This is a genomic window from Pedobacter gandavensis, from assembly GCF_032678465.1.
GTDB lineage: Bacteria > Bacteroidota > Bacteroidia > Sphingobacteriales > Sphingobacteriaceae > Pedobacter > Pedobacter gandavensis_B.
The window spans coordinates 316,791-337,788 of record NZ_JAVTSK010000002.1 but is presented as its reverse complement, the minus strand read 5'-3'; the positions used below and the strand labels follow the sequence as shown (position 1 = coordinate 337,788).

The window sequence follows — 20,998 nt, the reverse complement described above, 5'->3', positions numbered from 1 at the left end:
CCTGCTCATCTCATGGATAAGCAGGGCGTTTTTGCAGGTATCAGGACTAAATTGTGACCGGGATCAATTAAATTAAAAACTCCACATCATCAGCTCACAAAACTTGCCGAACATCAGTTTAATCTATGTTTCTGCGCATTTTTTTGATCTTTTTTCGCGGATAGATTTGTCCTAAATAAATATCAAAATTATGAAAAAGTTAAGTATACTTATGGTCATGATCATGGCTGGATTTTGCGCATTTTCACAAAGCAATCAGCCTACAGAAAAATGGAGAATCAGATTAAGAGGTGTGGCGGTAATGCCGCAGGAAAGTGCAACAATAGGAGTCATCGGAGGAGAGGCAAAGATTTCAAATTCCTTCATTCCTGAACTTGATTTCACGTATTTCTTTAACAAGAATTTTGCGGCAGAATTGATTCTGGGTACCACCAGACATCAGGTTCAAACCCTGGGTTCAGATCTAAGTGCAATTGGTGCTTCAAGCTCAGCAGATGTGGATCTGGGTAAAGTATGGCTACTTCCTCCTACACTTACACTGCAATATCATTACCCTGTAGGAAAATTTAATCCATATCTGGGTGCAGGTATCAACTATACCATCTTTTATAGTGCAGACCAGGGGCCAACCGTAAAAGACATCAAATACAAAGATAAGTTTGCTTTTGCCGCCCAGGCTGGTTTTGACTACGATATCAGCGATAAATTCTTTGTTAATGTGGATTTGAAAAAGATTTTCCTTTCTACAACCGCAACAGTTGATGCTTCCAACCTGACACCTGCAGGAAGTCCACAGCTAGCTCCTGTACTTGGTCGAATAGATGCTGATGTAAAAATAAAACCATGGTTATTGGGTTTTGGTTTGGGCTATAAGTTCTAATCCAAACAAAGCCATTTTGAGGAAAGCCCCTGCTGATCTTTGGATCAGCAGGGGCTTTTTAATGATGATTGTTGAAATACCCGAACATAGTTTGATAAGACATTGAATTTTGTCACATGCGCATCAGTCCCATCCATAACCATCTCATTTGTATTTCATCATTAGCTGCTTTGCTTGAATTTTGCAATATTTACATTTTGAAATCTGAACTACTGGTGTAAATTATGGCGGAATCACAGTATTTATATAATTGGGTCCAACCCAAAAAAGCAAAAGAAACGGCTACACTCCTTTTTTTAGCTGCATTTTTCTTTCTTTTTCTTTTCAGGCCATTTACGGTGAATGAAGCGGAACTCAAATACCCGTTTTTATTCGTTTGCTTTTTACACGCTTTATCACCTGCATTGATCGTTTTTGCATTTCTAACAATCCTCGTTTATTTTAAAGACAAAGGTACACAACGAAGTCGCCGGTCTATTTTTCATGGCCTTAGCTGCTTCGTAATTTTATTTTTCATCATAGGTCTTGCCAGTTTCTTATTAAGGGATTTAATTTACACCAATCCTCATAATTGGTCACTGCGTTATTTCTGGGAAGAAATCAGGAATTCTTATTTAGCTGGTAGTCTTTTTACTTCTTACTTTATTTTGGCCAGTTTCTACTTTTATACCAGGAAGAAGCAAGCGGAGGATATCCCACTAACTGAAAATACATCTACAGTCGGGCCATCCGACTCCGTTCAGATTTTTATTCAGGCGCAGGTAAAAGTTGACAATTTTCAGTTTGACCCGGCACATTTTCTTTTTGCACGGGCAGAAGGTAATTATGTTGAGCTTAGCTTAGTTGTTGATCATCATTTAAAAAAAGTGTTAAAAAGAATATCCTTAAAACAGCTTGAATTACAACTAGAAAATCACTCTTCTTTCCTGAGATGTCATAGAACTTACTTAATCAATATGGAACAAGTGTCTGCGGTTTCCGGAAATTCTCAAGGCTATTATCTTTCCTTTCCGCACACTACAGACAAAGTTCCGGTCTCGAGAGCTCAGCTGGAAACGTTCGACCAACGCTATCAAGCCTTGAACCCATAAAATATTTCTGTTCTGTTTTTGTTGCTGATCACAAAGACTAGTTGTCCGTCACAATTCATTTGATGGTATTTAACCACCAGCTATGTTTGCGTAATTACTTTAAAAACGAATGGAATGACTATAACTTCAAGATCACCATGGATAGATTATTTACGGGGATTTATCACTCTCCTGGTGGTGGCGCACCACTCTTCCCTTGCCTATACGACTTTTGCCTACTTTAACCGGTCGGCCTACATTTCCTCTACCCACCCGATTGTTGACAGGGTAAGGTGGAAAGGGATGGATTATTTTGAAGATTTCAACGACATATTTTTCATGTCTTTAATGTTTCTTATCGCCGGCATTTTTGTATGGAGTAGCCTTCAAAAAAAAGGCACTAAATTATTTCTTAAAGACAGATTTTACCGATTAATGGTCCCATTTTTTACTGGGGTAACCTTGCTCATGCTCATTGCCCATTACCCTGCATATCATCTTACGCATGGAAACTGGAGTTTAAGAAACTATATCATTGACTTCTTTACCATAGAATCATGGCCTGTAGGCCCACCCTGGTTTCTTTGGGTGCTATTTTCATTTAACCTGATCTTTTCAGTTTCATTACCTTTTTGGACCGTTTTAATTAAGAAAGCAGGGCAAAAAATCAAAGATTTAAATGATAAACCTATAATAACATTGCTGATTTGGTATCTCCTCACTTGGATTTCCTACGTCCCATTCATGTTTTGGTTTAGCCCTGGGAGCTGGACAGGGACAGGTCCATTTGATTTTCAAACCTCCAGAATTCTACTTTACTTTAGTTATTTTCTCCTTGGAACAGTTCTTGGAAGTCTGGGAACTGATCTTGGTGTGTTTTCTAGCAAAAGCGTATGGATCAGGAAATGGCCATTATGGATTTCTGCCTGTATATTAACCTATGTTTTATTAAAAATGACGGAATCCCCCCTAACCAAATGGCATGAGCAGAAAGTACTAAGCAGGACAACAGCCACCTTAATTTACCGTTCTATTTGGGTACTGTCCTGCAGCCTAAGCAGTATTGCCCTAATCAGCCTGTTCAAACAAACATTCCATCGAACCAATCGATACTGGCAATCGCTCGCAGATAATGCTTATGGCATATACCTGATACATTATGTTTTTGTGATCTGGTGTCAGTTCCTGTTATTAGAACTGGAGCTTTCAGCACTATGGAAATTTATCCTCACTTTCCTTGTTTCTATTACCGCCAGTTGGGGTATCACTGTCCTGATCAGAAAACAAAAAATAATAAAGAGATACCTATAGCAGTACAGTATAAATACCTGTTTTTAAATACCCCTATTAATACGCTAAAAATCAAACCATAAAGTTGATAGCTTTAGGCAATCAGACTTAAAAATTGATCTTATGGAAATAGACATGGATATGCAATTCACCGAAACGAACTGTACTGCCCCATCAACTCTTGGAAACATAACAGAATTCCCATTAAACTGGCCTGTACGCAGTGCGTCTGAACGCGGCTCCACGCATGAGTTGGTCATGAATGAGCAATTCATTTTTGTGAGCGGACAGAATATGAACCTCGTAGCTAAGCTCAATTTTCAGGGGGAAGTCATTACTTATTATGACATGCGTCATGGAGATCTTGACACTGGCCCTCATGGCCTCCTGATTGATGGCAAAGGCAGGTTATGGGTATCTCTTGAGTTTTCCGGAGAGGTCGTTCGCTTAGATGAAGATGGCAATATTGTACAAAGAGTGGATGTTAGAATTCATACGAACGACGCTTCAGGATTTATACTGAATACTGCGCCACACGGCATTGGATTAGATGCTGACGGAGAAAGTATTTGGTTTACAGGAAAGCGAACCAGTACGATTGGCAAAATTTCGGCAGATGGAACAGTTACACATTACGAATTAGCTACTGGCTGCTTTACCGATATTTCTGAATGCAGGCAGGGGAACAGGGATCTGGGGAACAGAACTATTAGGTAACCAAATCCTCAATTTCTCTGCAAACGGACTTGTGGAATACAAAATACCTACCCCAAACAGCAGACCAATAGCCATTATTCCGAATCCTATTAATGATTGCATGTGGTTTACTCAGGAAAGTGGACGCCATGTCTGCAAAATAGATGCAATGGGTAAGATCAGTGAATATCCTGTCCCAGTGGTTCAAAATAACGACATTCTAGCCTCTTTATGCTTTGATAATGAAATGAATTTATGGGTACAGGTTTATGTAGATACGAACAACCCGGTGCCAGGAGGTAGCGACTATTTCATTAAGTTTGATCCATCAATCAGAGAATTGTGTGGACAGGCGGTCAATGGCATCCCTTTTTCCAGTCATGTTGTTCCAAGTCGTTCGGTAATGATGCACCGCATCAGGAAAGACCATGAGGGGAATCTTTGGTTTACTGAAATGATGACCGACAGGATCGGTAAAATCACCCTAAATGGTTAAAAGCATGCATAAATGAACTTAAAAGGAGACCTATTAATTGAAATGAACGGGTCTCCTTTTTTATTTACGGATTCATTAATTTTTTACCTACAAATCTAAGAACAGCACTTTCTCCCCTATGGTATTGACCTTCCTCTAAAACGACGATTTGTTCTTCCAGCAATAAGGTTTCAAATCCTTTAAAATCGGTTTTGATTTCTGCAATAGAGAACAACATATCCTCTTCTTTTGGACCGCCAACTTTAGGATCAACCGCATTAAATTTCAGATGAGCTTTGCTGAAAGCTTCCATCAGGATCAGGCCACCTGGTTTAAGATAACCTTGTAATTTTTGATGAAACACAGATTTGCTATCCGCAGAAAAATGAGCATAAATCAGTGCAATTACATCAAATGATTCCTCTTCAAACTCCAGGTCTTCCAGACTCCCAACAAGATATTTAATGGAAACCGCTTTCTCTTTTGCCAGTGCTAATGCCTTTGTTTGTCCTTCTACACTTAAATCGAAGGCCGTTACCTTCCAGTCCAATTGCGCTGCATACACACCGTTACGCCCTTCACCTTCTGCAGGCATCAATATGGAGCCAGGTTTTAATTTCTGCAGCCAGTCTTTGAAAAACAAATTGGGTTCTTTTCCGTAGGCAAATTCAGGCGTTTTGTATCGCTCATCCCACCTCTCTTTGTAGGCTTCATTCCAGGTTTTCTTACTCATGATATGGATTTAAATTGTTCAAAAATCATTTGATTAGCTGCACTAGCACCCGCTATGGCACCCATAGCCACTGCATTGGCTACTGAACGCAAACGTGTGGTATTATCTCCACAAGCAAAAATGCCTGCTATAGAGGTTTGCTGAAATTGATCCACCTTGACAAAACCATCTGCACTAAGTTCACAGCCTAAAGACTCAGGGATGGCGCAATGTTGTTCAAAAGGATTTCTAGAGTAAATAACCTGAACTGCTGAAGCAGTATGGTCCTTAAAAATCAGCTGTTCGATGTAACCATTATGATGTTCAAATCGCTCAATTTCTTTTTCTACTACCTGGACTTTACGCTGCTTAAGCTGTTCTAATTGTTCAGTAGTCAACATGGAAGTACCATTTGTAAAGAGGGTTAATTCGGATGTCCAGTTTGAGATGAGGGCAGTCAGGTCATAACCAGCTTCGCCCTTACCCAGGATCCCTGTTTTTTGACCTTTTACTTCATAACCATGGCAATAAGGGCAATGAATGGCCGAAATCCCCCAGCAGGCTGCGAATCCATCGATAGCTGGTAAAACATCTTTAATTCCGGTTGCAAAAATTAATTTATCAGCTTTAAATGTCTCTCCAGATTCGACCTGGATTTCAAAGCCCTGAGCTGTTTTTGAACCATATCCAGCCCAACCATTGTAAAATTTCACAGTATCATATCTTTCTACCTCAGCCCGTCCGAACTGAGCAATTTCTGCTGGTCTTTTCCCATCCTGGGTTAGGAAATTATGTGAGAAAGGAGTTTGTGCATTACATGGTTTTCCGCTGTCAATAATCAGTACATTTTTTAATGCCCGCCCGAGTGCCATCGCAGCAGAAAGTCCTGAATAACTGCCTCCAATAATAATGATATCGAATTGATTGTTGTCCTTCATATCTGTTGTATTTTGAATTTCTTATACAAAGGTCTCTATTAACAGAAAGGAAGGGATAGGACAAAATTTGAATAGTATAGGACGGATGATGAGTTTCTCTCCGAAAGCTATAATTTGAAGTTTTTTCTGAAGGCCTCTGGTGAGTAACCCGTGTGTTTTTTGAAAAATCTTACAAAATAAGACACATCTTCATAACCAAGATGCCATGCGATTTGGCTGACCTGATTGGAACTTGCCAAAAGGTTTCTTTTGGCTTCTAAGATGAGGTAATCTATGATCACTTCTCTACTGGTTTTACCTAAAGTAGTTTTAGTAATTGCATTTAACTGGTACGGGGTTAGATTCAGCTGCTGACTATAGTAAGAAAGCTGTTTGTGTTGCGTTGCTGAAATCCTGATGAGTTCATGAAATTCTTCCAGGCGCTCCTGCATATAGTCATGGTGACTATTCTCCAGATCTTTGGCTTCCCGCTGTCTTAAAAGCGCAATAAAAAACACGCTTAAATAAGCCTGAATTGTCTCCAAATATCGTTCCTGCTGCGCATTGTTCTCCCTAAAGATATTGCTCAAAATCAAGAGGATCTCCTTCATTTTGCCCTCCTCCAATACCCAGAAGTTTTTGTTGCTTATTTTCCTGAGTACCTGTTTGGAAGAGGCCTCTGTTGGCGCATAAAAATCCTTACTAAACTTTAGTAAATAGCCTGTGCTTTCACTTGAAATTACGATTTCATGAACTTGTCCGGGTCTCATAAAAAACAGGCAATAATCCTGAATCATATAGGTTTCAAAGTCGATCCGATGCTCTCCGCTTCCTTTTTCCAACACCAATACATAATAAAAACTATGGCGGTGGAGTTCCTGTATCATGATCTTTCCCGACAGGTATTGATGGATATCCACGATATCAAAGCTTTCTGAAAAGGCAGGTTCTTTGAGGGTACCGTTGATATGTCGGATCGGGATGGGCTTCATGAAATGCAAATTTATTTATTTGTAAAGTAAAACAAAATATTCGTCGAACGGTTATGGTCGGAAAGCAGGCCCTATGAAATCGAAGGCGAAACAACACAGTTACTTTTACAGGAACGGACTCAGCATAGTTTTCCTGTCTTTATTCTTCATTACACTTATTGCCCAGGCCCTAACCGGCTGGAATCAGCATAACCAGGATTTAAAGGAAAATAATGTCGCCGGGCTTTCTTTAGGTGCTTACTTAAAAAGCGGTCATTTCATCTCTGCCACTTTTGAAAATTTCGAAAGTGAATTCCTGCAAATGACCCTCTATGTATTGCTGACCGTTTCTTTACGCCAGATTGGTTCTGCAGAATCCAAATCGCTAACTGAAGCTGAGGAAGTAGACAGAACCCCCAAAGTATCTAAAAATGCTCCCTGGCCGGTAAGAAAAGGCGGATGGATGTTAAAGCTATATAGTAACTCCCTATCTATCACTTTTGCGATCTTGTTCCTGCTGAGCTGGGGATTGCATCTTTATGGTAGCTGGCAGAACCATAACGTGGAACATGCAGCAAAGAATTTGCCTCAGGAATCATTGATGGCCTATCTTGGTCTACCAGAATTCTGGTTTGAGACTTTTCAAAACTGGCAAAGCGAATTCCTTTCTGTAGGTGCCATTGTATTTTTCACGATTTACCTGCGACAAAAAGGTTCTCCCGAATCCAAGCCAGTTGATACTCCGCATATGGAAACTGGTAAATAATACCTTTTTATTTTATTTACTGAGGTATTTTCGCATTTTGCTGAACAGAATCATGCCCTGTTTCTACTTCAATTTCCTTAGTAGTTACTGCATATTGGGAAGGAAGGATTTCAGAACCATAAGCCACTGCATATGCTTTTGTAAACTCTGCCCCTACATACAGAATGATGGACGAATAATAGGTCCATAACAATAAAATAACGAGTGAACCTGCAGCTCCATAGGTGCTTCCTACATCACTCTGTCCGATGTAAATTGAAATACCGGATTTACCCAACATGAATAAAATAGCGGTGACTACAGAACCAAAGAGTACATCCTTCCACTTAATATTGGCATCCGGAAGCACTTTAAAAATCACTGCAAAAATGAGGGAGATGACCGCTAACGTCAGGATCTGGTTCAACACATAAAACACCACGACTGAGACTTCTGAATACCGGGCTTGAAGGCGCGCATTAAAACCATCCAGAACTGCAGTAATGGCCAATGATACCAATAAGATAAAGCCCAGACTGATGATGACTGAAAAAGAAAGAAACCTATTTTGCAGCATTTTTAGCCAGCCACGCTTAGGTTTCGCTTTGAGTCCCCAAATACTGTTGATAGAATCCTGAATGTCAGCAAATACGGTAGTCGCTCCTATTAAAAGTGTCACAATTCCTATGGTAAATGCAACCGTTCCTTTCTCAGCTATCGCTGCCTTAGCAACGATTTCCTGGAGTTGTAGTGCCGTTGCCTTCCCCATGAAACCCGCCAGCTGCTCATAAATCTTACCTTGTGCAGCTTCCTGACCAAGGAAAATCCCACAAAGAGAGATCACCACTACTAAAAGTGGCGCCATAGAAAAAACAGTGTAATAAGCCAAAGACCCACTCAATTTGGTCACTTTATGGTCGTTGAACCCTGTAAAGGTGGCTTTCAATATGTTCCATACTCCTTTAAAATGTGCTCTTTTTGTTCTTGTCATCTGATCGTTGCTTTTATTTTATTCTATTTGATGATATACTGCATTCAATTGCTGTACCAATTCAATGATTCCTTCCAGCAAAACAATGAATTCAGAAATTTAAAACCACTTTTACTGCGGAATGTTCTAGGGATTCAACTGACTCATTAAAAATGCTAAAGCATATGATACACCATCCGCAAACTACCATTCATGCTGCACGACTTGGGAATCTGGAGATTTTAAAAGAATTAATACGACTGGAGGCGGATCTTAATGCCAGCGACGAAAAGGGGTATACCGCATTAATTATTGCCTGCTACAATCGTCAATATCCTGCAGCCCAATTACTGATTGAAAACGGGGCAGCAGTCAATTCCCAGGATCATGGAGGCAATACCGCCCTAATGGGAGCATCATTTAAAGGATACCATAATGTTGTGGAACTGCTGATTCGTAATGGCGCTGACCTAAACATCCAGCATGGCAATGGAGGAACAGCATTGATGTTTGCGGCCATGTTTGGCAGAAATGATATCGTGAGTCTACTACTCGAGCATGGTGCGGATCGCACATTACTTGATTCCCGTGGACTAACTGCTATAGATCTGGCGGCTCAACAAGGTAATGTGGAAGCGATTAAACTACTGACTGCTCCATAAATTCCGATCACCACAAAAAATGCCTGGCAATACCGGGCATTTTTTGTTTTAAATAAATATTTAGGCAGGAACTTTTCTCATTTTCTCCCGCTCCCAGAAACGATGCTGGGCTATCGCCTTTATAAATTGTTTGGCCAGTAAAACCTGATCGGCTTCAACGATAATACCTTCATCAAGCATACTCTTATCTGAAGGATCTTTAGCTAGCCTTTCTGAAAGATACGTCAACTCTATAAATTTGATGGATTGTTTATCCAGCGCAATTGCTTTGCAATGCTTAAAAGCTTCATTGACAAAGTGAAGGGCATTAGCCTCCCCTTTCAGTATTTCTGCTGCACCCCCAACTACATAAACTGCATCATAAAGCACTGAAGCAGCAGTCAGGAAGCTTTGATCTACAGGAAACTCAGTACCATCTTGCGCCTTCACAGCACCCAGTTTTGGTGCAATAATCTCAACAACAGCACCTTCAGCAAGTAGCGCTTTTTTAACAGTATCCAAAGCGCCAGCATCCAGGCCGTCGGCAGCCAGAAAAGCTATTTTTCTTGTTTTAATGGTATTCTTTACTGTATTCAGCATACTCAATGCCGCAGATTCCTTCAAGCTACTTTTTACTACTATTGGCTCAAAATCAGCTTGATTGCCATCAGCTGGAATGCTATAGTTGATCGGTTCCTGAGGTTTTTTTGGCATTGGTAATCCGAGTGCCAAGGCTACATCTTCAGCAAGCTTCTGATCAATCATCATCAGAATACCCAGCATTCTTTCCCGGATAGCTACCGTCTTTAACTTCCCGAGTTCAAAGCTCAAGGCATCTTTAATATGATTTTTTTCTGGTTCTGATTGACTATTGAAGAACAAGGTAGCCTGACTAAAATGATCAAAAAAACTCTTACTTCTAGCCCTTACCTTTTTGGCATCTATACGTTCCTGGTATGAAGTAAAACCTCCTTCTGCTACTTTGGCTTGTTGTGGATCATTGTTGCCCAAGATGTTTGGTCCATAACTTGTTTTACCCCTATTGATGGTTTGACGCATAAAACCATCACGTTGGTTGTTGTGAACAGGTACAACTGGCCTGTTAATAGGAATTTCATGAAAATTGGGTCCTCCAAGTCTGATCAATTGGGTATCTGTATAAGAAAACAGTCTTCCTTGTAACAGCGGATCATTACTAAAATCTATTCCTGGAACAATATGACCAACATGGAAGGCAACCTGCTCCGTTTCTGCAAAGAAGTTTTCAGGGTTACGATTTAAGGTCATTTTCCCAATGCGCTGCACTGGCACCAACTCTTCAGGAATAAGTTTTGTTGGGTCAAGGAGGTCAAATTCAAATCTGAATTCATCAGCTTCCGGAACGATCTGTAAACCCAGCTCCCATTCAGGGAAAGCCCCACTGTCAATTGCTTCCCATAAATCTCTTCGATGAAAGTCGGGATCCTTCCCGGAAATATTCTGAGCTTCATCCCAGGCCACCGAGTGCAGCCCCAATAAAGGCTTCCAATGAAACTTGACAAAACAGCCCTCTCCTTTTTCATTGATCAATCTAAAGGTATGGACGCCAAAGCCCTCCATCATCCTTAAACTTCTTGGAATCGCGCGGTCACTCATTGCCCACATGATCATATGCGCTGACTCCGGCATAACTGAAATAAAATCCCAAAAAGTATCATGGGCAGAGGCTGCCTGAGGCATTTCATGATCCGGTTCTGGCTTTACTGCATGGATCAGATCCGGAAATTTCATGGCATCCTGAATAAAGAAAACAGGCATATTATTCCCCACCAGGTCAAAATTACCTTCTTGAGTATAAAACTTAACTGCAAAACCCCGCACATCTCTGGCCAAATCCGTCGAACCTTTGGAGCCAGCTACTGTAGAGAAACGCACAAAAACAGGGGTCTCTGTATTGGTATCATTTAAAAAGTGGGCTTTTGTAAAGGCGGATTGCGATTCATACAATTTAAATACACCATGTGCCCCGGAACCACGGGCATGAACAATTCGCTCAGGAATTCGCTCATGATCAAAATGGGTGATTTTCTCCCTTAAAATAAAATCTTCAAGTAATGTAGCTCCACGCTCTCCGGCTTTGAGCGAATTTTGGTCATTATTAATCCTGAGCCCATGATCAGTGGTCATGAACTCTCCCGTAGCATCCACAGTATGGGAATGCAAATTTTTAGTCTTTTCATTATCCAGTGGATTGCCCTTTTTTTTTAGGGATTTGTGCTTTGCCATAGATTTTTAATTGATAATGTTTCCCATAGAACTAACGGCACCAGGAATTGTTTCAGTAGGACAAACACACCATCCATTTAATTTCAGGAATACCATCTCCAGATCACACAAAAAAAGAGTATAAATACCTGATTTTAAATTCCAGTAATATTACCCTAAAAACCACCACACTTCAGTAATAACTTTAGGTAATTAAAATGACCTAACGCTTCAGTATAACTAAAGGCGGAAACCCAAAAGCCTAAACAGAGTAGGTAAAACTATTAATCACCATCCTTATGGCAAATCCATTAACGCTCTACGTACCAATCAAACAAGACGGATTCTCGCAGGCAGCTGCTCAATTGGCTTACAGTACATTTGTGAGCAGTGTTCAGGCGGGACTCGATAAATCTGGTATTGTACATTATGCCCGTGTTGCACTGATCCCAAATGCCAATAGTGAAGGCATAAATGCCATCCTGTTGATCACCACTTTTGATGGACCAATGAATCCATATCTCGAATTTTTCTGGAAAAATCCTTCTACTCAGGCAGCTTTTGCAGGCATCGCAAAAATTGCATTGGACCCACCTTCTCCACCTGTGACTGATTTGACTGGTTTTCAAAATTTCATCAACAATAACAACCTGAACAACACGCCTCCATCTGGGGCAAAATCGGCACTTTATCAAGCCTATCCACAGACTGTTGAAGACATCACGGACAGTTTCCCTCCTGAAACGATACTGCCACAATCTCATTAGTAATTAATCGCTGCTCCATTTTTTAGATGAACTCCATCATGTCAACTATCAATCAAAGCCCTTCCCCTCAATTATCCAATATTCAGGGCATGGTGATTCGTGGATTTACCCATCCATTTTCCTGCCATATGATCTTTAAATTTCAGGATAAAGATAAAACCGGCGCAAAAAAATTCACTAAAGCAATCTATCCATATGTACAGTCGGCGGACAACTGGGGCTTGCTTAAGCCTGATATGATGGTGAATATCGGATTTACATTTTCAGGAATCAGCACCGTCAGTGATCTTAGTAAAAATGAATTGGGGGCATTTCCAACTGTATTTAAAAATGGTCCAACCAGTAATGATTCCCAACTCTCTTTGAATGATCTTGGTGAAAGTGATCCCGGTAAATGGGTTTTTGGTTCAGAGCAGAAACCGGTAGATTGTATCGTTCATTGCTATGCACTCAGCGATGAGCATCTTCAGAGACTGGTATCTATTGTAAAACAAGCTGCCGACGATCAAAAGATGACAGAGTATTTTCCCATCAACAATGGCAGTCAAAGACTGGAAGAATATGCTACAAATCCAAGAAACAGTATTCATTTCGGGTATATGGATGGAATTGACCAACCAGATTTAAAACCTGATGACCCATTGGATGATAGTAGCAGTCTTGGAAATTTCTTAATTGGCTTTGTTCCAGGCTCCGATCCTGGTCCTCCACCAGCCACAGCTGCTGGCATTTTTGCCAAAGATGGCTGCTATAATGCCTTCAGAATGTTAGCCCAGGACGTAAAGTGCTTTGATGATTTCCTGGAGGAACAAGCTCTGGTCATTGCGCCTAAATTAAACAGGGATCAGGACTACGCAAAGGAATGGCTGGCTGCAAAACTCAATGGCCGATGGCTGATTGGTTCACCTTTGGAATTGTCTCCTGAGGAACCTGATCCAGATACTGTTCGGTCCACAGATTTTGATTACACCAATGACCTGCAGGGCAAAAAATGTCCATTTGCCGCCCATAACCGAGTATCAAACCCGAGATCTGATCCATTGAAACATCCGGGCCCAATACCCAGACTGATCAGGCGGGGAATGGCTTATGGTGCTCCAGTAGTTTTGAAAGATTATCATGGTGAACGTGGCTTAATTGGCCTGTTTTTATGCGGTTCCCTGGACATTCAGTTTGAATTGATCTATTCCTGGATCAACGCCACTAATTTTAATACCTTAAAACCAAAAAAGCCACATGGACAGGATGCTTTGATTGCCAACAGAGGTGTAGAACTAGCGGATACTTCTTTTAGCATTCCGTTAGAGAATGGACAGATCGAAATCAAAAAGCTACCGCAATTTGTCACCGCTAAAGGCACTGCCTATTGTATATTACCGAGTCTGGATGCCTTAAAAAAGATTGCAGACCTCGTATAATCCAGGGTTTCCCTTGCAATTGATAGCAAGGGAAACCCTTAATAATAAAATCCTAATTCAAGGGAATTCTGCGGAAACAGTTTGAGCAGAACTGAGTATTTTAAGTTCAATCCTTCTTCATTCATAAAAAAAACACGCTTCTAATAAAGAAATTTATTACCTATATTCAACGGAATTATAATTACGCTCAAATATTTTTCCATGAAGCCTCATTTCTTGTTTGTTGCCCTGGTATTTACCCTCATCACAGCAACACATATTACACATGCCCAAAGTCTGGTTAGTGACAATTGGACTCCGATCGAAACCGCAATCAGCACCAAAAAAAATCTCGAAGAAACGCAAAGTCAGGTTATTAAAGGGCAATCGGGAGCCCGATCAAAAGGCAATGACATCGAATTTGCCAGGTATGCTTACTATAATATGCAGATTAAAGATCTAAAAACAGAGGATAGTCTGTATTTCAGAAATAGTGCTTTTATGGACAGCATATTGCTGGTTGATCATTCTTCAAATACGCTCAAAGCAGTAATACACCTTTTGCAAGCCAGGCGACTTGATCAATTTCAACGTAAAAACTTAAGGTTTAGACAAAGTACTTATGAAACCAGAAACCTAAAATACAACTATGCGGCAATGAATCCAAAGCAAATAGATAGTGTCATCAGGGATCATTTCAATATTCTAATACTGCTTAGCCCGGCATTATCACCCATAAAGGAGGACATCAGCTGGCTGTCTTCCAATGCAAAGCAATTGCCATTCAAACCTGACCTCATTGATCTCAGTATTTCTGAAAACATAGGCTATGAGACCAAAAATAAGAATCAAACTATTTCGATAACAGCGCAACAAGCTGCCAGTTTAATCCGATCCAAACCCGAAGAATTGCACAGGGAGTTGCATAAAATAGTTTTGTCAAAAACCGAAGATAAACACTTAATTAAATGCTATCTGGACTGGATGGAAAAGTACAGTGCTCGGCCAGAAAAATCCTTATATATCCAGGCGCTTTTCAAATACCTACTTTACAGTCAAAACTATAGAATTGATGATGTTAAAATTGCCTGGAAGAAGTATCTGCAAGAAAACCTAAATTCTAAATATAACCTCCTTAATGCGACCGCTGCTTACCACTTGTTTTTGATTCATTATTTAAACGGGATTAAATATGGTGCCAAATTTGAAACGCAATACAAAGGAGAACTGAGACTTGCGGTAAAATTATATGATCAGCACAAAGAGGCATTAGCACAATTCCCAGTCTATTGGGAACATTTAACAGTCCTGCTTAAAAAGATAAACGCGAGAGAATTTCAGTTCCAATCTCAAGACAAACACCTTCCTGATCAACCGATTTTAATTACTGGAAAATATAGAAATATCAGTAAGGTTTACTATAGAATCATCAAAGTTGGAGTTGAAGAACAGCTCTCAGAGAAAAACAGGACACTCATTAATACCTTATTACACAAACCCGCTTTTAGAGACTCTACTTTTAGTCTACCCCTTTTAACAGAGGATTATGATAAACATGCAGCCTATTTAAAATTGGAAGCACTCCCTCCAGGTGCATATTATCTTTTAAGTTCTGTAAAAGAGATAGAAAATAACAGTGACTTTTCAGCGATGGAGATCCATCCTTTTGTGGTAACAAATCTTGTAGCGGTTAATCATGGTGAACGGTTTATGGTGCTCAACAGAAAGACAGGGATGCCAATTTCAAATGTAACAGTTAGCGCCAGTTACAAACCTAATAATTATAATAAAATCACATCAAAACTCTTCCATTCCGACAGTCGGGGATTTGTACAAATTGGAGATAGAAAAGCCAACAGACTTCTCCTCAGTTTAAAAGGAGACAGTTTATTGCATGAATATGAATATTCAACCTTAAATCAACAATTGAAAATCTATAACAAGGAGGAATATGATGATCTTGATGAATTCTATGATGACAAAGCAAGTGTAGCAATTTATATCGACAGAAGTATCTATAGGCCGGGGCAAAGGGTCTTTTACAAAGCCATTTTATTGACAGAAAATCCCATCTCCGGAGTAAATGAAGTTTTCAGTAAGGCCACAAACTCCCATTTCAAAAAGTGGCTGCTGCAAAATAAATCTCAACTCTATTTGCAAAATCCCAGTGGTCAGGTATTAGATTCGATCAAACTTGATCCAGACGCTTATGGTAGTACTTCCGGTTCTTTCCTCCTACCGAAAAATGCAATTCCAGGATCCTGGAAAATTGACTGCAGATTTTTAAACACAAATGATTTGCATTTTAAAGTAGAAGAATACAAACGTCCAAGCCTGGAAATGACCATGGAAAAGCCAAAGGAACAACCTATGCCCGGAGAACCTTTTGAATTGAAAATCAAAATAAGATCATTTAGTGGAGCAGCAATACAAAATGTAAAAATTGAATATACATTGGAAAGAAATACCAGTCCATATATAAAATACGCTGGAACAAATATAGAACTGCTCGACACCCTTGGTTATACCGACGAAAAAGGTGAATTATTGATTCGCGTCAAAGAGTCAATAAATCTGGACTCGCTTAATACCAAAGAGCAAGAGCAACAATTTAATTATCGTCTCGAAGCAGTCGCTACTGAATCTACTGGCGAAAGCACAACGTTGGAAGCTGAATATCTGATTTCTTCCTGGCCAGTAAAAATCAATGCAACTATGGCTCGAATCTATGACAAAAAAAAACTGCCGGTTCTAACGATTTCTGCGCAATCGGAAATCAAACGTTATCAGCCAGATCAACTGGATATTAGCGTTTATCAACTGGTAAAAGTCACTGACAGCAATACGTATAAAGAGGTGGACCAGTGGATATACCCAGTTTCCGATTTAAAAAGATGGTTTCCAAACCTGGAAATCTTCGCTGCTCCTAAAGAAGAAAAACGAAAGATAGAACGCCGGATAATTGACGCGAAGGCAAAGTACGAATTCAACAAAGATCTGTTACCCGCAGGTGTTTATGAGTTGGTCATCAGCACTAAGAAATCGGATCAGCTCAGCGGTAAGTACATAGGGAATTTTGAAATTTTCGATACAGAGACGGAAACCGTTCCGGCTGCTTTAAAAGACTTTAGTTATCTTCCAGAAAATATAGTAAGTGCTGGAGATCATCTAAACTATTATAGTGCTTCGGTAGACAAAGCCTATGTAACTTACTCCTTGACTTACTATGTAAAAACAGCAAAGGGATTGACTGTAAAAACAACATATGATCAACAGCATCAACCTAAGGGGCTGCAGAGCTATCCCCTCATCATTCCAAAGAATGCTGTAGATCAGCTGATATTCACAAAACTTTATGTACTGAACAATCAACTGTATAAAAATCAGGAATACCTCTATTTAAATTCAGACGTAAAAGCAGAACCGGAAATTATTATTGAAAAGTACAGAAAAATACTGGCTCCAGGTGCAAAAGAGACTTTTAGCATTTCCATTAAAACTGCCAAAGAAAATATTGCTGCACAGCTGATGACCGTAATGTATGACGCCTCATTGGATTTACTCGAGCCACACTACTGGAATAATCCTATAATGAATAATAATTATCGGCCTTTTTATAGCCTTTGGAGTCATCAGATCAGTCAAACGAAAAATAGCATTGCAAACGAAAGTAGATGGTTTACGAATGACCTTTACATCAATGATTTCGATATCTATCAAAATGAGTTTAATTACCAATTACAAGGTAAAGTTGCCGGCTTAAGTATCGGAGGTACTCCAGGAGCATCCAATTCCTTACAGGAAGTTGTGGTTATGCGTGGATATTCCAGCACTAGTATAAAAATTCGTGGAACCAGCACTTTAAATACGAACAAAACTCTGGTTATCCTGGACGGACTTCCCTACACCGGATCGATGGACCAGCTCGGTTCAGACCTGGATGTCATGCAATTAAAGGGGGCAGAAGCCACTGCACTTTATGGCGCCCAGGCAGCTGAAGGCGTACTCATTATCAGCACTAAAGGTAAAATTATATTGCCGAATGTTTCAGAACCACAAGCGGTGATCCGCAAAGATTTTAATGAAACCGCCTTCTTCTATCCAAACATTTATGCGGATAAAAATGGCTTGTACACTTTTAGCTTTACTATGCCACAAACAGCAACGGCCTGGAATTGGAAAATGCTGGCACATACACAAAAAGGTCTGTTTGCTTATGCAGAAAGGAAACTACATACACAACTTAGTCTAATGGTACAGCCAAATATGCCCCGGTTATTGTATCAGGGTGATGAGTTGTTTTTAAAAAGCAGGATCAGCAATTTAGATACGGCGGGAATGGAATTGAAGCTGAGCTGTAGCATTGAAGATGCCGTAACCGGAGAAGTATTAACCACTAAAATTATCAGTCGGGAAGCGATTAAAAGCATTAAAATAGGTGCAAAACAAACGACGAGTGCAGGTTTTTACCTGAAAGTACCGGAGGGACAGTTGAACCCTTTAAAAATTGTAACCACTGTTACTGGTGGAAGCTTTGCAGATGCAGAAGAACATACGCTTCCCATCCTTCCCAGGAAAATATTTGTACGCCAGCAAATCCCAATCGCCTTTTCTAAAAAAGACAGTTTGATCAAAGTTCCTGCTTTACCTAAAGACGCCGAAATCTATGGTCTTAGTCTTTTTGTAGACCCTAAACCACAAGCCGCGGTGCTTAATTCTTTACCCTATTTGATGAATTATCCATACGACTGCGCAGAACAGACTTTCAATAAAGTATTTGCCATCTATATGGCTAAGAAATTGATAAAAACAGATGCTGCAATTGGGATGTCCTTCAAAATGGCCAGCAAAAAAAACGCTACAGATACCAGCAGTCAGCCAACCATACTTCCCGATGAATTGACTGAAGCGGCGATGCCATGGTTAAACCTGAATAATCGTACAAAAAAACAGCAAAACCTACTTTACGAAGCTTTAGATACCCTTGCCAATGCCAAAAAATTAGTTAAGCATCTGGAAAAATTATACAAAATGCAAAACGGAGACGGTGGATTGCCCTGGTTTGAAGGAGGGCAAAACAACAACTGGATTTCGAATTACCTGATCAACGGATTTGGCAAACTTCATCAGGAAGGCTGGAAAGCACCCAATCCTGTAAGTCATGAGGAATTCATCAAAAAAATGATCGCCTATGCAGATTTACATTTCATGAACAACAAGGTCAGTGCCCCACTTTATTATGCCTATGCCCGTTCCTGGTGGAAAGAACAGTACCCCATAGCCCCTCTTGTGTCTAAGCAAATTAAAGAAACTATTGATCTTGGAATAAAAACAGAGGCTAAAAACAGTTTGTATGACCAGGCATTGTGGATCAATACCGCCTCAAAATACACAAATTCAAATGAGCCTATCTTCTCAAAAATTGAATCCCAACGCAAGCATATTCTTCAACAGGCAATTAAAGATGAGCAACATGGATTGCGCTGGAAGGAGATCGCTGATGCCGATCAATTAGACAATTCCAAAGAAGAAACCATTGCAATGTTATTTGAAGCATTCCCAGATGACAAATCAGTTAAAGAAGGAATGCTTAAATGGATATTAAGTACCCGTCAAGACAACAATTGGGCCAGCACGGTAGGAACTGCTGCTGCGATAAATATGATTGGATCTTCAACTGAAATCACATCAGGTTTTCAGGCAGATACTTTACAGGCAAAGGTCGCTGACCAAAACATTAGTCTCTCCAACGATCTCCTCACCGGGACCTCCACAAAATTTGTCCCGCTCTCCGCACCGTTGACCATCAATACCAGTACAAAACAAGCAGTTGCCGGGGGATTAACCTGGTTCTATTTTAGCGGATCCTCTCCTATTGATACGCTCAACCGCAAGGTTAAGCTCTGCAAGAAGCTATTTATTTTTGAGCAAAAACAAGCGGTTTGGTCGGAGCTTAAACCTGGTATTGGCGTTAAAGTAGGAGATAAAATTAAAGTAGTACTTACTGTGGAAAGCCAGAAGCCACTGCGTTTTCTGCAAGTTGAAGACAAACGAGCAGGAGCTTTTGAACCTATTGACAATAATAGTGGACAAAAGTACGTGAATGGAATCCCACATTACCTGGCCATAAGAGATAGTGGACAACAATTTTTTATTGACTTCTTACCCTCAGGCAGATCTGAATTCAGTTATGAAGTTAGGGTAAGTCAGGAAGGAAATTTCAGAAACGGATCAGCCATGTTACAGTGCTTATATCAACCTGGAATTACCGCCTATAGCAATTCAATGAATATCATATCTAAAACTAAATAGTAATTTTATTTGAGGTATCTAAAACAATGTACTATATACAAATATCGATAATGCTCAAAATCCCTGTGATTTGATCATTCAGCATGTTTTCTGATTGGTGTAAAATGACCTTCAGTTATGACCTAACCAAGCTTAAAGATACAAATTGACAGCGCTAAAAAGCGCCCCTAAAAATTAAACACTTAGCAATGGAGCAGCTTTTATTTTTTAAAAGAAATCGCTTAAATTAGAGTTAAATAACTGATGACATTCAATCAGCCCATTTGCTTAGTTTAACTCTATTTACTCAATTATGAAGAATTTTGACTGGACCTCATTTACCAAAACTATTGCCATAAAGGCACCGATACAAGACATCTATAATGCCTGGACGCAAGCTGAAGAATTAGAAAAATGGTTTCTCAAACAAGTGGTTTTTAAAGACGACACAGATCAACTGATTGACCGCAATGAGCATGCTACTGCTGGTACATCGTACACCTGGCTTTGGCACCTATATGATGAAGTAATGCCCGGTGAGATTAAAAAGGCAAATGGTAAAGACTTTCTGCAGTTCAGTTTTGAGGGGGAATGTCTCGTAGACCTGAAACTCAGTGAAGAAGCCGGTTACACCAAAGTAGAATTAAGACAGCATAACATTCCTACAGATGATCAATCAAAGCATTACATCAGATTGGGTTGCGCAAGTGGCTGGGCATTTTATTTAGTGAATCTAAAATCCATTTATGAAGGCGGATTAGACCTGAGAAACAAAGACGAAAAACTGCCACCAATGATTAATAATTAGATTTCTTTTTGCGACGATAATTCCTGTATTATAATTTAGACAAGGAAGTAACTTCTAAATTCCATGATTTTTACAATCATGAGGATGTTTTATTTCCTGCTTATTGAACACAAGTTAAATATTC

At 39.9% G+C, this 20,998-nt stretch carries 16 protein-coding genes; 11 read left to right on the top strand and 5 right to left on the bottom strand.

Translation table 11 applies throughout. The annotated features are described in order from the left end of the window. Nucleotides 1–190: 190 nt before the first annotated feature. The 5 genes from R2Q94_RS04505 (at nucleotide 191) to R2Q94_RS04485 (ending at nucleotide 4,432) form a co-directional block, all read left to right on the top strand. The gene (locus tag R2Q94_RS04505; RefSeq protein WP_316820247.1) at nucleotides 191–880 is read left to right on the top strand and encodes an OmpW/AlkL family protein; all 690 of its coding nucleotides are present in this window, start codon (nucleotides 191–193) and stop codon (nucleotides 878–880) included. A gap of 224 nt (nucleotides 881–1,104) precedes the next feature. Next, the gene (locus tag R2Q94_RS04500) at nucleotides 1,105–1,971 is read left to right on the top strand and encodes a LytTR family DNA-binding domain-containing protein (protein WP_316820246.1); all 867 of its coding nucleotides are present in this window, start codon (nucleotides 1,105–1,107) and stop codon (nucleotides 1,969–1,971) included. A gap of 114 nt (nucleotides 1,972–2,085) precedes the next feature. Continuing rightward, nucleotides 2,086–3,261 (top strand): acyltransferase, encoded by a 1,176-nt coding sequence (locus R2Q94_RS04495; RefSeq protein WP_316820245.1) that lies wholly within the window; start codon nucleotides 2,086–2,088, stop codon nucleotides 3,259–3,261. A gap of 102 nt (nucleotides 3,262–3,363) precedes the next feature. Then, on the top strand, nucleotides 3,364–3,957 hold the full coding sequence (locus R2Q94_RS04490) for a hypothetical protein (protein ID WP_316820244.1): 594 nt from the start codon (nucleotides 3,364–3,366) through the stop codon (nucleotides 3,955–3,957). 31 nt (nucleotides 3,958–3,988) lie between these two features. Then, nucleotides 3,989–4,432 carry a hypothetical protein gene (locus tag R2Q94_RS04485; protein WP_316820243.1) on the top strand — a complete coding sequence of 148 codons (444 nt, stop codon included), beginning with the start codon at nucleotides 3,989–3,991 and terminating at the stop codon, nucleotides 4,430–4,432. 64 nt (nucleotides 4,433–4,496) lie between these two features. On the opposite strand, the gene R2Q94_RS04480 is transcribed toward R2Q94_RS04485, so the two are convergent. From R2Q94_RS04480 to R2Q94_RS04470, 3 genes are all read right to left on the bottom strand, one after another. Next, complete coding sequence (locus tag R2Q94_RS04480) at nucleotides 4,497–5,144, bottom strand: class I SAM-dependent methyltransferase (RefSeq protein WP_316820242.1); 648 nt, start codon at nucleotides 5,142–5,144, stop codon at nucleotides 4,497–4,499. Then, nucleotides 5,141–6,061: an NAD(P)/FAD-dependent oxidoreductase gene (locus tag R2Q94_RS04475; protein WP_316820241.1), complete on the bottom strand. Its 921-nt coding sequence runs from the start codon at nucleotides 6,059–6,061 to the stop codon at nucleotides 5,141–5,143. The genes R2Q94_RS04480 and R2Q94_RS04475 overlap by 4 nt, the downstream gene beginning before the upstream one ends. Before the next feature lie 107 nt (nucleotides 6,062–6,168). After that, complete coding sequence (locus R2Q94_RS04470) at nucleotides 6,169–7,032, bottom strand: helix-turn-helix transcriptional regulator (RefSeq protein ID WP_316820240.1); 864 nt, start codon at nucleotides 7,030–7,032, stop codon at nucleotides 6,169–6,171. A gap of 73 nt (nucleotides 7,033–7,105) precedes the next feature. Here R2Q94_RS04470 and R2Q94_RS04465 point away from each other — a divergent pair, with 73 nt between their 5' ends. Then, the gene (locus R2Q94_RS04465) at nucleotides 7,106–7,777 is read left to right on the top strand and encodes a DUF6766 family protein (RefSeq protein WP_316820239.1); all 672 of its coding nucleotides are present in this window, start codon (nucleotides 7,106–7,108) and stop codon (nucleotides 7,775–7,777) included. A 16-nt stretch (nucleotides 7,778–7,793) separates the two neighbouring features. Here the strand turns inward: R2Q94_RS04465 and R2Q94_RS04460 are convergent, their stop codons facing one another. Further along, nucleotides 7,794–8,747 carry a YihY/virulence factor BrkB family protein gene (locus R2Q94_RS04460; protein ID WP_316820238.1) on the bottom strand — a complete coding sequence of 318 codons (954 nt, stop codon included), beginning with the start codon at nucleotides 8,745–8,747 and terminating at the stop codon, nucleotides 7,794–7,796. Between the two features lie 164 nt (nucleotides 8,748–8,911). Between R2Q94_RS04460 and R2Q94_RS04455 the strand changes: the two genes are divergently transcribed. Beyond that, nucleotides 8,912–9,388, top strand: a complete 477-nt coding sequence (locus R2Q94_RS04455; protein ID WP_316820237.1) for an ankyrin repeat domain-containing protein — start codon at nucleotides 8,912–8,914, stop codon at nucleotides 9,386–9,388. Between the two features lie 60 nt (nucleotides 9,389–9,448). Here the strand turns inward: R2Q94_RS04455 and R2Q94_RS04450 are convergent, their stop codons facing one another. Continuing rightward, nucleotides 9,449–11,632 (bottom strand): catalase, encoded by a 2,184-nt coding sequence (locus R2Q94_RS04450; protein WP_316820236.1) that lies wholly within the window; start codon nucleotides 11,630–11,632, stop codon nucleotides 9,449–9,451. A gap of 278 nt (nucleotides 11,633–11,910) precedes the next feature. Here R2Q94_RS04450 and R2Q94_RS04445 point away from each other — a divergent pair, with 278 nt between their 5' ends. The 4 genes from R2Q94_RS04445 to R2Q94_RS04430 all read left to right on the top strand — a co-directional run bounded on the left by R2Q94_RS04445 (nucleotide 11,911) and on the right by R2Q94_RS04430 (nucleotide 20,874). Further along, nucleotides 11,911–12,378, top strand: coding sequence for a hypothetical protein (locus R2Q94_RS04445; RefSeq protein WP_316820235.1), 468 nt, complete (start codon nucleotides 11,911–11,913; stop codon nucleotides 12,376–12,378). Nucleotides 12,379–12,416: 38 nt separating this feature from the next. Beyond that, entirely contained in the window at nucleotides 12,417–13,796 is a 1,380-nt protein-coding gene (locus R2Q94_RS04440; RefSeq protein ID WP_316820234.1) for a hypothetical protein, read from the top strand. Between the two features lie 201 nt (nucleotides 13,797–13,997). After that, complete coding sequence (locus R2Q94_RS04435) at nucleotides 13,998–20,087, top strand: MG2 domain-containing protein (RefSeq protein WP_316820233.1); 6,090 nt, start codon at nucleotides 13,998–14,000, stop codon at nucleotides 20,085–20,087. Between the two features lie 292 nt (nucleotides 20,088–20,379). Then, nucleotides 20,380–20,874, top strand: coding sequence for an SRPBCC domain-containing protein (locus tag R2Q94_RS04430; RefSeq protein WP_316820232.1), 495 nt, complete (start codon nucleotides 20,380–20,382; stop codon nucleotides 20,872–20,874). The last annotated feature ends 124 nt before the right edge of the window (nucleotides 20,875–20,998 follow it).

Excerpts from the sequence above, each read along its gene's own strand:
- R2Q94_RS04505 (WP_316820247.1), top strand. The coding sequence starts at position 191 with ATGAAAAAGTTAAGTATACTTATGGTCATGATCATGGCTGGATTTTGC.
- R2Q94_RS04500 (WP_316820246.1), top strand. The coding sequence starts at position 1,105 with ATGGCGGAATCACAGTATTTATATAATTGGGTCCAACCCAAAAAAGCA.
- R2Q94_RS04495 (WP_316820245.1), top strand. The coding sequence starts at position 2,086 with ATGACTATAACTTCAAGATCACCATGGATAGATTATTTACGGGGATTT.
- R2Q94_RS04490 (WP_316820244.1), top strand. The coding sequence starts at position 3,364 with ATGGAAATAGACATGGATATGCAATTCACCGAAACGAACTGTACTGCC.
- R2Q94_RS04480 (WP_316820242.1), bottom strand. The coding sequence starts at position 5,144 with ATGAGTAAGAAAACCTGGAATGAAGCCTACAAAGAGAGGTGGGATGAG.
- R2Q94_RS04475 (WP_316820241.1), bottom strand. The coding sequence starts at position 6,061 with ATGAAGGACAACAATCAATTCGATATCATTATTATTGGAGGCAGTTAT.
- R2Q94_RS04470 (WP_316820240.1), bottom strand. The coding sequence starts at position 7,032 with ATGAAGCCCATCCCGATCCGACATATCAACGGTACCCTCAAAGAACCT.
- R2Q94_RS04465 (WP_316820239.1), top strand. The coding sequence starts at position 7,106 with ATGAAATCGAAGGCGAAACAACACAGTTACTTTTACAGGAACGGACTC.
- R2Q94_RS04460 (WP_316820238.1), bottom strand. The coding sequence starts at position 8,747 with ATGACAAGAACAAAAAGAGCACATTTTAAAGGAGTATGGAACATATTG.
- R2Q94_RS04455 (WP_316820237.1), top strand. The coding sequence starts at position 8,912 with ATGATACACCATCCGCAAACTACCATTCATGCTGCACGACTTGGGAAT.
- R2Q94_RS04450 (WP_316820236.1), bottom strand. The coding sequence starts at position 11,632 with ATGGCAAAGCACAAATCCCTAAAAAAAAAGGGCAATCCACTGGATAAT.
- R2Q94_RS04445 (WP_316820235.1), top strand. The coding sequence starts at position 11,911 with ATGGCAAATCCATTAACGCTCTACGTACCAATCAAACAAGACGGATTC.
- R2Q94_RS04440 (WP_316820234.1), top strand. The coding sequence starts at position 12,417 with ATGTCAACTATCAATCAAAGCCCTTCCCCTCAATTATCCAATATTCAG.
- R2Q94_RS04435 (WP_316820233.1), top strand. The coding sequence starts at position 13,998 with ATGAAGCCTCATTTCTTGTTTGTTGCCCTGGTATTTACCCTCATCACA.
- R2Q94_RS04430 (WP_316820232.1), top strand. The coding sequence starts at position 20,380 with ATGAAGAATTTTGACTGGACCTCATTTACCAAAACTATTGCCATAAAG.